This is a genomic window from Bordetella genomosp. 10 (genome assembly GCF_002261225.1).
Lineage (GTDB): Bacteria > Pseudomonadota > Gammaproteobacteria > Burkholderiales > Burkholderiaceae_B > Bordetella_C.
The window spans coordinates 1,622,490-1,637,420 of sequence record NZ_NEVM01000005.1; the positions used below are offsets into that span (position 1 = coordinate 1,622,490).

Consider the following 14,931-nt stretch of genomic DNA (forward strand, 5'->3'; position numbering starts at 1 on the left):
TAGTCCTATCAGCCTCCTACGACGACCGGCTCCGCCTCCAGGGCGACGCCGAAGCGCGCCTGGACGTCGGCCTGGATGGCGCGCGCCAGCGCCAGGATGTCGGCGGCCTGGGCGCCCCCCCGATTGACCAGCACCAGGGCCTGCCGTTCGTGCACGCCCGCCGCGCCCAGGCTTCTCCCCTTCCAACCGCATTGATCGATCAGCCAGCCGGCGGCCAGCTTGTAGCGGCCGTCGGGCTGCGCGTAGGAAACCAGGCCGGGGAAGCGCGCGGCCAACGCCTCGCGCTGCGCGGCATCCACGATGGGATTCTTGAAGAAGCTGCCGGCGTTGCCGATGCGGGCGGGGTCGGGCAGCTTGGCGCGGCGGATGTCGCAGACGGCGTCGGCGATCGAGCGGGCCGACAGGCGGGCGGGCGCGCCGGCGGCCGTGGCTTCGGCAAGTCCGGCATGGCGTTGCAGGTCCGGATAGTCCAGCACCGGCCGCCACGGCCGCGGCAAGGCGAAGCGCACCGCCACGATGATCCAGCGGCCGGCGGCCTCGTGCTTGAAGCGGCTATCGCGGTAGGCGAACTGGCAGTCCGCGCGGTCCATGTGCACCCATTCGCGCTTCGTCACGTCCCAGGCCGTCAGGCTTTCGAAACGGCTGTCCAGCTCGACGCCGTACGCGCCGATGTTCTGCACCGGCGCGGCGCCCACCGTGCCGGGAATCAGCGACAGGTTTTCCAGGCCGTCCCAGCCTTGCGCCAGGCAGGATTGGACGAAATCGTGCCAGACCTCGCCGCCGGCGGCCTCGACGATCCAGGCGTCGGCGCGCTGCTCGATCAGGCGCACGCCGCGCAAGGCCATGTGGACCACCAGGCCGTCCACTTCAGACGGCAGGACCATGTTGCTGCCGCCCCCGAGCACCAGCAGCCGTCCATGACGCGCGGCCAGCGCCGACAAGGCGGGCAACTGCGCGAGATCGTCGATGCGCACATAGTGCTCGGCGCGCGACCGGAGGCCGAGGGTGTTGAACGGCGTGAGATCGGCGGGGGCCGGCGTCAAGGTGGATATCGGCGTGCCAGGAGCGGGGAACGTCCCGGGCATGGCGGCGGCACCGTTGGACGCAAACTGCGACGTCGGCATGGACGAGTTGCCCCCGGACGCGGTATCCGATGGCGACGCGGATGCGGTGTTGCGGGAGGGAGACTGGGCGGTGCCGGACGAAGCCGGGGTATTTGACATGTACGGGGTCACCTGTGCTATAGTTTCTTTCTTCGCTGATTTTACGCGATGCGCGGGAATAGCTCAGTTGGTAGAGCGCAACCTTGCCAAGGTTGAGGTCGCGAGTTCGAGACTCGTTTCCCGCTCCAGGATTTTGTCCATGGACGTCCACCAACGTCCATGGATGATTGAAAAAAGGCCGAAAACTTTGTTTTTCGGCCTTTTTTTTCGTTCAGCGACGTTCATTGACGTCCGCGTACAGCCACGCGATTCAAGGCCATTTTTTAGCTCATTTTCTGAGTCGCACTCGCGGCTGATGGACTGGCTCTCAGGCGTCCGATCCGCGCAAACGTTTCAATCCAGGCCTTTGCTCTGGATGGCCGCATATCCAGGTCAACTTCCTACGGAAAAACGATTTGATTGATTCGGGCTTAGGGCTGGCTCACCGCTCGGTTGTGCACGAACGTTGAAATCGCTTCGAGAACATGGTCTGCCAGAGGTAGGTCTGGGTCCGAGTAAGCGGCGAGATTTTCATTCCGGTCTGCTGTGTGAACGGACTTGAGAACGTGGTTTGCATCGGCGCTCAGCACAAGTTCGGCTCGGGGATATGCCTGCTTGAGTCGTTGCGCATCGTGGGGGCTGACTTGCAGATCCCGCAGCCCCTGAATAATGAGCGCTGGTTTGGTGTAATCGGCCAGAAGGGTTGCTGGATCAAGTGTCAATTCACCCATGAGAAAGCGCTGCACCTGCGGCCGGAACAACGGCATAAGGCGCGGATCGATCTTTGTCGCGTCCACGGTTCTCCCGGCCTCGAGGGCGTCGAGTACCGACATGGCATTGTCCAAGATGGGGGCGTTCGCAGAATTAGAGCGCAGTTGTTCTCTCAATACTTCTCCGAGCGGGCGTCCTGCCGTGGATAACAAAATCAAGCCGCAAATGTCGGGCGTACGCTGTGCGGCTATCAGCGCCACCAATCCGCCTTCGCTATGGCCCAAGAGCCACACACAGGAAACGCCTGTGTGTTTTCGGATACTCGCCACCCACGAGTGAACATCCGCCGCGTAGTCGTCCAGCGTGACGTCATCCGCGTCAGGTATCGCCGACGCGCTACCATACATGCCCCTCTTGTCGATTCGAACCGACGCGATGCCGTGACGTAGAAGCCCCTCGGCGAGCAGCCGGTACGTCGAAGCCCGAAGGCCGTCTGGGCTGTTGCCGTTCCGGTCGGTTGGGCCCGAACCCGGTACGATCAGGACCACCGGGACGTCTTGGTTGGCAGGCGAAGACAGTGTGCCTTGCAGGGGCCCCGCGGGACCGGGTGCGACGATGTCCGCCTGCACTGTCTGCAATGGAGTTCCTGACTGGATAGCAGCAGTCATTGCGATAGCGGCGAGAATAGCCATTCGAGTCCCCGACGTCCGTGTAGAGCGAGCATAAAGCGGCGATCATTGTCGACGATGTAGATTGCCTCGTCGAGTGCCGAATTGCCAGTGCCGAATCCAGTACGGGCTCCAGGGCGTTGGGTTTGAGGGGCGCTTTTCTGAGCGATTCGCGTGCGACGATGTGAGGGAATGTCGCAGATGCGAACATCGCTTCATGCCCGAAGTTGGGCGACTGTTCATCGTTGGACGAGTTTAGTCTGCGCCGGCTTTCTGTTGATTATCTGCGTCACTGGCTTGCGGCTGGTTTTTTCGGATCAGATCAGCCAGTGGGAAGAGCCGTACGTAGTCTATTCATAGCAAGCGTTTTGAGGGGCCCCAATAAAAGAAGGCCCGCTTGCTCTCGAACCCCTTGCACAGCATACCGTGGCGGTAGTCCATCGATGATGGTACGGCCAGAAGCCGTGTCATCGAGTCCTTATCCAATAGACGGGCAGCGCGATCAACTCTCTTGCCAACGAGTAGAGATCGCGAGCTTCGAAGTAGTTGGCGTGTGCCGAGAATACAGTTTCAACGCCAGCGCGACGCAGAGCGTAGCGGCTACGGGTGATGTGGAAAAACTGAGTGATGACCATCGCGCTCTTGAAGCCATTTTCCTTCATGAGAGCTGCGCTATTCCGAGCGGTGGCCTCTGTCGTGTTGCCGTGTTCGTCGATGAGGATGGCGGCATGTGGAATTGACTGCCGGCCAACCAGATAGCTGGCCATGACCTGGGCTTCACTAAAGCCCTCGTCTCCTGTGCCTCCGCTGACGATGATGCGCTTGAACATGCCCTGCCGATAAAGTTCGGCCGCCTTGTCGAGTCGAGCGCGCAGGCGATCTGATGGTGTGCCGTCTGACATCACCTTTGAACCGAGCACCACTCCGACATCGCTCACCTGGACTTCGTCACGCAAGCCGTCAACTACGATGCCGATGATGCCGATCAGCGCCACGGCTATCACGATGATAATGAATCGCTTCATTGGGCGGGCCCAGGTCTGGCTAGCCGCTCAGTCGCCATACGCTGCTTTTCCTCGAATATGGCGTAGCAGGGCCTCACCTGGTCAAGTCCAAAGCGTGCAGCGCAGTAGTCTGCGAAACGACTTTGGTCATTCTGACTCATCAATGCCCAGGGACGCAGATCGCATTCGCCGCACTGGGCTGTGTTCTCGAATAGCACCTTGAAGCTGGGAGCCTGCTTGGCGAACAGCTCGTAGTCGATCTCGCCGTGTTCACGAGCGATGCGCTCAACCCCCGTGAAAAGCCATAAGAGAAGGACCAGGCCGCCAGCAAACCAGAAAGCGAGGGCTCGTCTTGTCATTTCTTGGGCTCCCCGAGTTTATATTCCCGCCGGAGCATGTCCACAAGAATCATCCCGTAAGCGCCAGGGCAAGCCCGTCCATCCCCCGTGGAGAGCTTTTGATACTCACGATGCCCGCCAAGCATGGTGACGGGGAAGAGGCTGCAAAGTACCTTCACCAGTGCAAACAGGGCTTTGAACTGCTGCTCGGGTGGCTCGTCGGTTGTAGTGTCGAGCTGATCCGGCAACCAGTTGAAGACGCCTTTGATCTTGCCGAAAAGCGACTTGTTGGCGTATTCCTCTTTGTAGGCTTCCCCGTGCACACTCAGGTCCGCCAGCATGACGATGCCGATAACACCCGTGTTGCCAGAGGCGATGTGCGCGCCCTTCTCCCGAATGTCCAGGGCCTCATAGATCGTGCCGTCACACGCAATCGCGTAGTGATAACTGATGTGGCCGAAGCTATTGAGGTCGATCTGCTCGGCTTTGCGAAGTTGCGTCGCCCCATCGGCATCGCATGAGAAGCTGTTGCCCGCATGGTGCAAGGCGATGCCGTGATAGTCCCAATCAGGCCCGTCAGAGTTCTTGCCAGGTTGGGCTTTCCAGTCCGAGCGCGTCTCGAAAGTGAATCCTTCACGCCGCAGCGCCACGATGATGGCCTGTCGCGTTGCAGCTTTGTGGTCGACTTTGACCTGCACCGTCTTGACCTGCCTTGACCAAGCCGGTTTCCAAGTACTCAGCGGTCCGAAAAACAGGCAGCTCACCGCGCTGCCTGTCGCCCGGTATCACCACTGATACTTTATCTGCATGTCAACGGTACGGCCGCCGCCGTAGTAGCAGTAGAAATCGCAACCGCTGATATAGGTCTTGTCGGTAAGGTTGCGGACGTTAAGCTGCACCGACCAGTTCCGGTTGATCTCGTACAGGCCCATCAGGTCCACCAGGGTGACGCTGCCGATCTTCTCGTCCGGGTAGTAGGTTTGGTCCACGGTAGAACCGTTGTAGCGGACACCGGCGGCCAGCGTCAGGGCCTGTGAATTGGGCAGGAGCAGGCGATGGCTGACCCATGCGCTGAACTGGTTCTCCGGGATCAAGGGCACCCTCACCGTCTGCGTGGCGCTGACGTCCTGGCGTGCATGGTTGTGCGTATAGGCCAGCTTCAGGTTGGTCGCCTTGCCGATGCGCAGGTCCGTGGACAACTCGATGCCCTGGTTCGTGCGCTTTCCGATCTGCGTCTGGATGTTGGAAACATCCGCCGCCAAGGCATTCTTCTCCTCCAGGTCGAAATACGCCAAGGTCACGGTGCCGTCGAGCCATTTCGGATCGAATTTCACACCCACTTCGCGCTGCTTGCCTTCGTACGGCTTGTAGCCGCGGCCATAGCCATCGGAACCCGCCACCGGCTGGAACGACTCGGTGTAATTGAAGTAAGGCGAGACGCCGAAGTCGCTTATGTACATGGCGCCGAAATTCCGGCTGTTGTGGCTGACGTCGTAGTCGGAATTCACCCCGGAGACCAGGCTGTCGCCTTCGGCGCGATCGTGACGGATTCCGCCGGTGAACAGCCAGTTGCTCCCCAGTTTTAGCTGCGAGGAGAAGTAGGCGCCAAGCTGCCGGGTCTTCAGGTTGTAGGGCGTCCCGCTGACGTCGAACGGCACGCCATAGACGGGGTTGAACATATCCAGATTGGGAACGTAACCGAAGCCGTTGTTGTCCCCGTCCGTCTTGGAATGCAGGTAGTCGAAGCCGATCGTGGGGATCAAGGTGACGTTGCCCCAGTCGATCTTCCCCTTGATACGGTTGTCGATGTAGTTGTTGTTGGTGGCGCCGTTGGTATAGGTATACCCGCGCAGCGCCTGACGGTTGCCGTCCGAACCGTAGGCGAACACGTTCTGCTCGTCCAGGTCGAGACGGGTGAACTTGTAGTTCTGCGTAAATTCCCAGCCGTCGGCGAACTCGTGGCGGAACAACCAGCCCGCGCTGACCTGCGTGCGACGGAGATAATCGGAATCCGGCTCGCCCAGGTTGGTGCCTCGATGGATGCGGCCATAGGGCGTATCGATGATGGAGCCATAGGCGGGCATGAAACCGTTGGTCGGCGTTCCGTTCTCGCGCTGGATGCTCGCCAGCAGCGTAAGAGAGGTACGGTCGCTGAAATCCATCGTGACGCTGGGCGCGAGATAGAACGTCTGCATGTGGGTGTGACGCTGCAGTCCGTCTTCCTCGCGGGCCAGCCCGACAATGCGGTAGTACACGGAGCCGCTTTCGTTGGCCACACCGTTGTAGTCGATGCTGAGCCCGCGCTTGTTGTCATCGCCTACTTCGGCCGCCATGCTGAAGGCTTCTTCCTTGTGCGGCCGCTTGGTGACCAGGTTCACGACGCCGCCCACCGCCGCGGCGCCGAAAATATTCGAGTTGGCCCCCTTCACGACTTCCACCGATTCGACGCCGAATATCTCGGGCTTCCATACGAAATATCCGTTGGGCGTCGTAGGCGTGCCGTCGAGCGACGTCGAGGCGTCGAAGCCGCGAATCTTGAACCAATCGACCTTGTTGTCGGCGCCGAAGGGCTCGCTCAACACACCGGCCTGGTATTGCAAGGCCTGATCGAGCTTGCGCGAACCCTGTTGCTGGAGGGCGTCCTGGTCGACCACGAAGCTCGAGCCGGGCGAGAGAAAGTCCAGGCTTTGCAGCGCATCCACCGTCCCGACGACGCTCACCGTGCTCATTTCCTGCACCGGGGGCTCAGCCGGGGATTGCTGGGCATGGGCGGCGTAATTCAGGCCAAAGACGCCAAGAAGAGCCGCATTGATAGTTGTGAGGTATGAGCGCATGGAAGCCTGGCCGAGATTAGTAACGAGAATTATTTTCAAAGGATGCTAATGCAAGTCATTCTCAGGCGCAAACATTTGTTTCCAAAATGCCACATTACCGGCTCAACGCGCTTGGATAAGGGCCAGGCAAGACATGCCCGGGGGCCGGGGCCCTCGGACACCATGCCGTGGTAGCCTTGCCGTCACCCTGATCGGCAGCGGGCCTGTCCTTCGATATCTCGCTTCGCATGAGTCTCCCTACGCCTGATATGAACCTCCACACTCCCGGTCGCGGCGCGCTGACGCCACCGATCTATCACGCCACGGTGGTCGACTACCTGTGCCGGCACGAGCCCGAGGTCTGGCGCTGGGCCAGCGACCGCACGACCCGCGCCGAGCAACTGGAAACCCTGCGTTCGGCCCTGCTGCGCGATACCTACCGCATCGACACCGACGCGCACGCCGACGTGCATGCCACGCTGCGCCTGGCGATGGAGCGACTGGGCATCGACGCGCCGGCCACGCTCTACCAGACGCCGGGACAGGAAATGAACGCCTCGCTTGTCTACGTGCCGGGCGAGGTCCATATCCTGCTCCAGGGACCCGTGCTGGAGCGCCTGTCGCAAGACGAGCTGCTGGCGATCTTCGGCCACGAACTTGCGCACTACCTGCTGTGGTCGCTCGACGGCGGCCGCTTCCTGGTGGCCGATCGCATCCTGAACGACGCGCTGGCCGCGCATGGCGCCAGCAACAGCCACCGCGAGACCTATCGCCGCTACGCCCTGCACACGGAGCTGTTTGCCGACCGTGGCGGGGCCGTGGCCGCCGGCGCCGTGGCGCCGGCCGTCTCCACGCTGGTAAAGGTGCAGACCGGCATCGGCACCGTCGACGCGGCCGCGTACCTGCGCCAGGCCGCCGAGATCGAATCGCACGAAGCCGGCGCCAGCGCTGCCCACAGCCATCCGGAAACCTTTATCCGCGCCCGCGCCCTGGCCCTGTGGTGGGATGGCGCGGCCGACCTCGACGCCTGGATCGACGCCCGCCTGCATGGCCCGCTGGCGCTCGAGCGCCTGGACCTGCCCGGCCAGATGCGCCTGCAAGGCCTCACGCGCGGGTTCCTCGCCTACTACCTGGCCGGCACGCCGCTGGCAAGCGATGCGGTGCTGGCGCAGGTGCGCATGCTGTTTCCGGATTGGCGGGACGACGAACCCGCGGTCGGCCTTGACCGTTTCGGCGCCGAAGCGGCGGACGACAGCGTACGCGGCTATCTCAATGCGCTGATGCTGGACCTGGCGCTGGCCGACGCCGACCAGCAGGACGCGGCGCTGCTGCGCGCCGGGCAGGTTGCGCAGGAGCTCGGAAGCTTCGATGCGCTACAGGTGAACCTGAAACGCGATGCCGGCTTCGGCAAGCGCGAGCTGGACCGCTACAAACGCCAGTTGGCCAAGGAGGCCCAGGCATGAGCGACGGCACGATCGCCCACCAGGAGCAAACCGCCCCGCGCACCTTGCGCACCCTGATCGCGGCACAGGCCGGCGCCGCGCTGACCACCGATGACGTGCTGGTGCTGATCCTGCCCCTGTTCCAGCAGGTGGCCGCGCTGCATGCGCAGGGCAAGGTGGCCGCGCTCGATCCCGAGAGCATCCTCGTCGGCGACGACGGCGTCCTAGGCTTGCGTCGCCCCGAAGGCGAACCGCCCCTCATGGACATCGGCGCCGTGCATCGCGTGCAGCCGCACCCGGCCTCGGGCCTGAACATCGTCGGCACGCTGCAGCGCAGCCACACGGAGGACGGGCGCCGGGAAGAGTCGGACCTGGCGCTGCAGTTCGATGCCGCCCAGCCCATCGCCCGCCCTGTGTATCTGCCGGGCCCCGCGAGCTGGGAGCTGCAAGTCGGGCACCATGACGAGATCACCGACGTCTTCCTGCTCGGCATGGCGCTGGCGAGCCTGGCCTGCGGCCTGGACTTTGCCGACGAGAACGACTTGCGCGCGTTCGTCCTGCACCGGCGCAATCTGTTCGTGCTGCACGAGCGCCTGCATCCGATCGTCGCGGCGGCCATCGTCGAGATGACCGAGGCCAACCGGCACGACCGCGCCACCGACGTGGCGGAGCTCGCCACGCGCCTGCGCACCTGGCGCGAGCAACCGCTCGGCCTGGACGTGGCGCGCGCCCTGGCGGGCGCCACCGGCGCCACCTCGCGTCGCACCGCGGTGCTCGCGCACCTGCGCGACCGCCTGTTCGACCTGTCGCGCCGCAACCGCCTGCTGTATTTCCGGCCGACGGCCGCCACCGTCAACCTGACCGTGGCCAGCGTGCCGCTGATGCTGCAAATAGAGAGCGTGCGCCCCGAGCACATCTGTACCTGGGGCGGACCGTTCGCCGCCGAACTGGTGGCGGGCAAGCCGGTCTCATTGCAGCGCTGGCTGCGCTTTGAGGACCAGCCCTACCTGCCCGCGTCGCTGGACCGCCTGATTGCCGAGACGCGCCGCGACCGCGCCGAGTTCGGCTTCAGCAACCTGCGCCTGGTGGTGGGCTTCCTGCGTTGGCACAACCTGAAGGAAGCGCCGGACGAGCGCATCGTCACGCCGCTGCTGTGGCTGCCGGTGGAACTGGTCAAGCGCAAGGGCGTGCGCGACCAGTACGTGATCCAGGGCAGCGGCGGAGATGCCGAGTTCAACCCGGTGCTGCGCCATCACCTGAGCCAGCTCTACGACATCCGACTGCCCGAGACGGTGGACCTGGGCAAGACCACCCTGGCGGAGATCCACGCCGACATCCTCGCGCAGATCCGCCGCTCCGAACCGGCGGTCGAATTGCGCCTGGTGGACAAGGCGGCCGTCCGCCTGGTGCGGCAGAAGGCGCTACAGCGCATGCAGCAGTATCAACGCCGCAAGCCGGCGGCCGGGACGCGCGTGCGCGCCGGCGGCGGCGGCCTGCTGCCTCCCTACAGCTATGCGCGGGACGACTACCGCCCGCTGGGCCGCGCGCTGTTCGAGCATTGGGTACGCCCGAGCGAACTGCCGCAACGCTTCGAGGCCGGCGCCGCGCCCGGCGCCGGCGTACGCCAGCCGCACATGGCCGAGCCGGCCGCGGTCACCGAGGAGCGCGAGGGCTACGTATTGCAGGAATCCGAAGGCCACCGCTATGCGTGGGACCTCGATCTCACGCAGGTCACGCTGGCCAACTTCAACTACAAGAAGATGTCGCTGGTGCGCGACTACGCGCAACTGCTGGATGCCCCGAGCGCCAACCCGGCGTTCGATCGCGTGTTCTCGATCGAGCCGCGCGAGGTGGAAACCGCGGTTCCCGCGCCGCTCGCACCGGGCGAGCAATGGAACGTGGTGGCCTCCGACGCCACGCAGAACGCCGCCGTCGGCCTGGCTCGCGACCAGCGCAGCTTCATCATCCAGGGGCCGCCGGGCACCGGCAAGTCGCAGACCATCACCAACCTCATCGCCGACTACGCCGGGCGCGGCAAGCGCGTGCTGTTCGTGTGCGAGAAGCGCGCCGCGCTGGACGTGGTGTTCCACCGCCTCAAGCAGAGCGGGCTGGACCCGCTTTGCTGCCTGATCCACGATTCGCAGACCGACAAGAAAGCCTTCATCGCCGACCTGAAGGCCTGCTACGAACAGTGGATCGCCCAGCCGGACGACAGCGCCGCCTTGCAGGCGCGGCGCACGGCGCTGGTGGATGCGCTCACGGTCCACCAGCGGCGGATCGATGCGTTCGAAGCGGCGCTGGCCGCCGCGCCCGATGCCCTGGGCGACAGCGTGCGCGTATTGCTGCGCCGCATGGCCGCGCTGCCGGCGGCGCCCGGGATCAGCCCGGCCCTGCGCGAGCGCCTGCCGGCGCTGGCCGAATGGGACGGCCAGCGCGAACTCGTCCAGCGCCTGCACCGCGCGCTGCGCGAGCGTTTCGGCGTGGACAGCCTGGCCGCCCACCCGTTCGCGCGCCTGTCGGCCCGACTGGTGGCCGATGAACGCGCGTTTGGCCGCGCCGAGCAACTATGCCAGGAGACCGAAGCGCTGTTCGACACGCTGGACCCGCTGCTCGACAGCACGGCCAGCCTGATCGGTCACGACACCGCGCTGGAACATGCCCGCGCCCTCTCCGCCGACAGCCAGTGGCTGCTCGACACCGGGCTTGCCGCCCATCTGGAACTGCTCGATCCGGCTTCGTCCGCGCAGGCGGCGTTGCGCCAGGTGCGGACCGACCTGGAGGGGCTTGCCGAAGCGCTGACCGGCGCGCAAGCCGCCACCGCCCACTGGCGGGACAAGCTCGACGCCGGCGACACCGAATCCGCGTTGGCCCTGGCCAAGCGCCTGGAGCCCTCCGCCATGCGCTGGCTGCAACCCGCATGGTGGCGCCTGCGCGCCGAACTCAAGCGCCGCTACGATTTCACCCGGCACGCCGTGCACCCCGGCTACGGCAAGGTACTCGAACAGTTGGCGGCCGAACACGCCGCGGCCAGCGCGCTGGCCGCGGCGGATGCCGACAGCCGCAAGCGCTACGGCGTGGGCGAAATGCAGGCCTTCCTGCGCGCCCTGGCCGACCTGGAGCAGCGCCTGCAATCCGGCGGCGGCCCGCGCGAGCTGGTCGCCTACCTGCGCCAGGCCATCGACCCGGTGGCCGCCGCCCGCGCGCAGGCCGGCGCGCGCGACGCGCTCGACAAGCTGGACCAGCGCGTGCGCGAGGGGCTGGCGCTCGACGCCGACGCGCGCCTGGCGGACATCGCCGAAGGACTGCGCGACCTGCGCGAGGCGCTCGACGACCTGCCCGACATGCTGCCGCTGCTGCGCGCCGTGCATGCCGGCGCCCCGGCCTGCGCCGCCACGCTGCAACGGATCGACCATGCGCCGGCGCAGCTTGACGCGCTCGTCGCCGACGAGGCGCTGCGCCGCCTGGAGCGCGAGAATCCCGTGCTGGCGCGCTTCAACGGCGCGGCGCTGGCCCAGGCCGCGCGTGCGCTGGCACAAGGCCAGCGCGAGCTGCTCGCGCTCAACGCCCAGGTGGTGCGCGCCACCCTGCACCGGCAGTTTTCCGAGCACGTCCGGCTATCGGCGCTGTCAGCCACGCAACTCGACGCCGACGGCAAGGTTTTCAAGAAGCAATACGCTACCGGCCGCCGCGAGCTGGAGCACGAGTTCGGCAAGAGCATGCGCCACCGGTCCATCCGCGACCTGGCCGACGACGAGACCGGCGCCGTCATCAACGACCTCAAGCCGATCTGGCTGATGAGCCCGTTGTCGGTGTCCGACACCCTGCCCTTGTCGCCGGACCTGTTCGACGTCGTGATCTTCGACGAAGCCAGCCAGATCCCCACCGAAGAAGCCGTGCCCGCGCTGAGCCGCGCGCGCCAGGTGGTGGTGGTCGGCGACGAGATGCAGTTGCCGCCCACCAGCTTCTTCACCGCCGGCGGCAGCGAGGACGAAGACGAGATCGTGGTGGCGGAAGACGGCGACCGCGTCACCATCAACCTCGACGCCGACAGCCTGCTGAACCAGGCCGCGCGCAACCTGCCCGCCACCTTGCTGGCGTGGCACTACCGCAGCCGGCACGAATCGCTCATCAGCTTCTCCAACGCGGCCTTCTATGATGGGCGGCTGGTCACGATTCCCGATCGCGCGCTGGCGCGGGCCGAGGATGACGATGACGCCGCGCCGCTGCGTTCCGACAGGGATGACGCCGGCATCGCCGGCGCGGACCTGCTGCTGGCGCGGCCGATCAGCTTCCACCGGCTGGCTGACGGCGTCTACGTGGAGCGCCGCAACGCGCCCGAGGCGCGCTACATCGCGCTGACGGTGCGTGAGCTGCTGCGCCGCGAGAGCGGCCTGAGCCTGGGCATCGTGGCATTCTCCGAGGCGCAGCAGAGCGCCATCGAGGCCGCGCTGGAAGCCCTGGCCGCCGAAGACGCCGACTTCTCCACGCGCCTCGAACGCGAGTACGTGCGCGAGGACGACGACCAGTTCAACGGCCTGTTCGTGAAGAACCTGGAGAACGTGCAGGGCGACGAGCGTGACGTCATCCTGCTGAGCATCTGCTATGCGCCCGGTCCCGATGGCAAGATGCAGATGAACTTCGGCCCGATCAACCAGCGCGGCGGCGAAAAGCGCCTGAACGTGATATTCAGCCGTGCGCGGCATCGCATGGCGGTGGTCTCCACCATCCAGGCCGAGGCCATCACCAACGTGCACAACGACGGCGCCGCCGCGCTGCGCGCCTTCCTGCAATTCGCGCAGGCCAGCGCGGCCGGCCAGTTCGAGCGCGCGCAAGCGGTGCTCGGGGCGCTCAACCAGGGCGCGCGCGACGCATTCACGCGGCAGGCGTCGCCCGACAGCATTCGCGATGCGCTGGCGGAGGCGTTGCGTACGCGCGGCCATCAGGTGCATGCCAACGTCGGCCACTCGCAGTTCCGCTGCGACCTGGCCATCGTCGATACAGCCAGGCAGGACTACGCGCTGGCCATCCTGCTGGACAACCCGACCGACGCCGTGACCGACACCGCCGAGCGATATGTGTTCCGCCCCGGCATCCTGCGCGGCTTCGGCTGGCGCGTGCTCGACATCCCCGGCAAGGACTGGCTCGACGATGCCGACGCGGTGATCGCCCGCATCGAGGCCATGCTGGCGAGCGGCGAAGACCGGGCGCTGGATACGGAGATCGAGTTGCTCGTATCCGTGCAACCCCCGTCACAGCCGTCAATTGACCCTGACGCCCCTGACGCCCCGGCCGAGCCCGCCGCCACGGCGCCCTCCGAACAGGAACACTCGCGCTCGCTGCGCTTCGAGCAAGGCAACGCGCGCAAGTTCTGGCGCGCGAACCTGCGCGGCACGGAACTGAGCGTCAGCTATGGCCGCATCGGCGCCGCCGGCCAGACCAACATCAAGCAATTCGAGACCGCCGAGCGCGCGCGGCGCGAGATGGACAAGCTGGTGGGCGAGAAACTGCGCAAGGGTTACGTCGAGGATGAATAGACCGTGGGACAACGCTACCGCTAGCGCGTCAGAACCAAGCGGCCGCGGACCACGCCGGCGCGCAGGCGGTTCAGCGCGCCATTCACCTCATCGAACGGAACCTGCTCGACAGGCAGCGACTCCACTTTGCCGGCGCGGACCAAGGCTACCAACTCCTTGAGCTCGGACAGGCTACCCACGTATGAGCCCTGCAACGAAATCGAGCGTAAAACCAAGGCTGGCAACGGGATCGTGAAATCTCCGCCGAACAGGCCCACGACTACGCACGTGCCGCCCTTGCGGATGACGTTTACGGCGAACTGGGTCGTGGTAGTCGCACCGACAAAATCAATGGCTGCCGCAACGCCACCCGCCATCGCGAGAACGCGGCTAGCGGCATCCGCTTCGCGCGGGTCCAGGATGAGCTCGGCGCCAAGCTGCCTCGCCAGGTCGCGCTTGCCGGCATCAAGATCGGCCACGGCGATCCGCTTAAAGCCCAGGCCCTTCGCGATCTTCAGCGCGCTCAGGCCGACACCGCCCAGGCCCACAAGCAGCAGCAAATCGTTTTCCTTGTCGACATCCGTCTTGCGCAGGGCGCTATATGCCGTCACGCCCGAGCAGCCGAATGTCGCGGCGAGCGTGGGGTCCAACCCCGTGGCATCGATAAGATAATCAGGATGAGGAACAAGGCATTTTTCGGCATAACCGCCAGCGCGGAACACACCGAGACTTGCGGGCTTGGCGCACAAGTTTTCCTGGCCGCGCCGGCACGCTTCGCACTTGCCACACCCCATCCATGGATAAACCAGGAACGTCTTGCCGATTTCTGCATCGCCAATGGGCGCCTCGGGGCCTTTCGCGACAAGGCGCCCCAGTACTTCGTGGCCCATGACAACGGGCGGCGTTACACCCCGGTCCTTCAAGTCGATCCGTTTGCCACCACCCGCGTCGTAATAGCCGTCCTGCAGGTGAAGATCGGTATGGCATACGCCGCATCGGATCACCTCGATAAGGACCTCGGTCCCGCCTGGCACCGGCTCGGGCCGGTCGATGATTTCCAGCGGTTCACAAAAACAGTTTATGGCGTATGCGCGCATGGCTCGAACTCACAAATTGACTGGCAGGATGGACCAGGGCAGCCGGGCCGGCAGGATGCCGGTGGGCGCACTTGGACACGTGCCTGGAACGCCCGGAAATCTAACAAAACCAGTGGCGTCGCGGAACCATCGTTCCGCTCTGT

Annotated in this window: 9 protein-coding genes, 1 tRNA gene and 1 pseudogene; 4 read left to right on the plus strand and 7 right to left on the minus strand. The window is 65.1% G+C overall.

Annotation, left to right across the window (positions count from 1 at the left end; genetic code table 11):
* Positions 1–8: 8 nt before the first annotated feature.
* Positions 9–1,085, minus strand: coding sequence for a UDP-N-acetylmuramate dehydrogenase (gene murB, locus CAL29_RS23350; RefSeq protein ID WP_094856861.1), 1,077 nt, complete (start codon positions 1,083–1,085; stop codon positions 9–11).
* A 190-nt stretch (positions 1,086–1,275) separates the two neighbouring features.
* Here murB and CAL29_RS23355 point away from each other — a divergent pair.
* Positions 1,276–1,351, plus strand: a tRNA-Gly gene (locus tag CAL29_RS23355).
* A gap of 282 nt (positions 1,352–1,633) precedes the next feature.
* Here CAL29_RS23355 and CAL29_RS23360 read toward each other — a convergent pair.
* A complete protein-coding gene (locus tag CAL29_RS23360) occupies positions 1,634–2,581 on the minus strand; it encodes an alpha/beta hydrolase (protein WP_179284252.1) in 948 nt (315 codons plus the stop codon).
* Positions 2,582–2,782: 201 nt separating this feature from the next.
* Here CAL29_RS23360 and CAL29_RS23365 point away from each other — a divergent pair.
* A pseudogene (locus tag CAL29_RS23365) lies at positions 2,783–2,914 on the plus strand (PepSY domain-containing protein); the annotation flags it as partial.
* Positions 2,915–3,048: 134 nt separating this feature from the next.
* Here the strand turns inward: CAL29_RS23365 and CAL29_RS23370 are convergent.
* The 4 genes from CAL29_RS23370 to CAL29_RS23385 all read right to left on the minus strand — a co-directional run bounded on the left by CAL29_RS23370 (position 3,049) and on the right by CAL29_RS23385 (position 6,652).
* The gene (locus CAL29_RS23370) at positions 3,049–3,606 is read right to left on the minus strand and encodes a YdcF family protein (protein ID WP_094855347.1); all 558 of its coding nucleotides are present in this window, start codon (positions 3,604–3,606) and stop codon (positions 3,049–3,051) included.
* Positions 3,603–3,944 carry a hypothetical protein gene (locus CAL29_RS23375; protein ID WP_094855348.1) on the minus strand — a complete coding sequence of 114 codons (342 nt, stop codon included), beginning with the start codon at positions 3,942–3,944 and terminating at the stop codon, positions 3,603–3,605. Before CAL29_RS23375 ends, CAL29_RS23370 begins: the two co-directional genes overlap by 4 nt.
* A complete protein-coding gene (locus CAL29_RS23380; RefSeq protein ID WP_179284150.1) occupies positions 3,941–4,621 on the minus strand; it encodes a peptidoglycan recognition protein family protein in 681 nt (226 codons plus the stop codon). The genes CAL29_RS23375 and CAL29_RS23380 overlap by 4 nt, the downstream gene beginning before the upstream one ends.
* Positions 4,622–4,708: 87 nt before the next feature.
* A complete protein-coding gene (locus tag CAL29_RS23385; protein ID WP_256977690.1) occupies positions 4,709–6,652 on the minus strand; it encodes a TonB-dependent siderophore receptor in 1,944 nt (647 codons plus the stop codon).
* A 353-nt stretch (positions 6,653–7,005) separates the two neighbouring features.
* Between CAL29_RS23385 and CAL29_RS23390 the strand changes: the two genes are divergently transcribed.
* Positions 7,006–8,199, plus strand: a complete 1,194-nt coding sequence (locus CAL29_RS23390; protein WP_094855351.1) for a M48 family metalloprotease — start codon at positions 7,006–7,008, stop codon at positions 8,197–8,199.
* On the plus strand, positions 8,196–13,712 hold the full coding sequence (locus tag CAL29_RS23395; RefSeq protein WP_094855352.1) for an AAA domain-containing protein: 5,517 nt from the start codon (positions 8,196–8,198) through the stop codon (positions 13,710–13,712). Before CAL29_RS23390 ends, CAL29_RS23395 begins: the two co-directional genes overlap by 4 nt.
* Positions 13,713–13,732: 20 nt before the next feature.
* Here CAL29_RS23395 and CAL29_RS23400 read toward each other — a convergent pair whose 3' ends face one another.
* A complete protein-coding gene (locus CAL29_RS23400; protein ID WP_094855353.1) occupies positions 13,733–14,788 on the minus strand; it encodes an alcohol dehydrogenase in 1,056 nt (351 codons plus the stop codon).
* Positions 14,789–14,931: the final 143 nt, after the last annotated feature.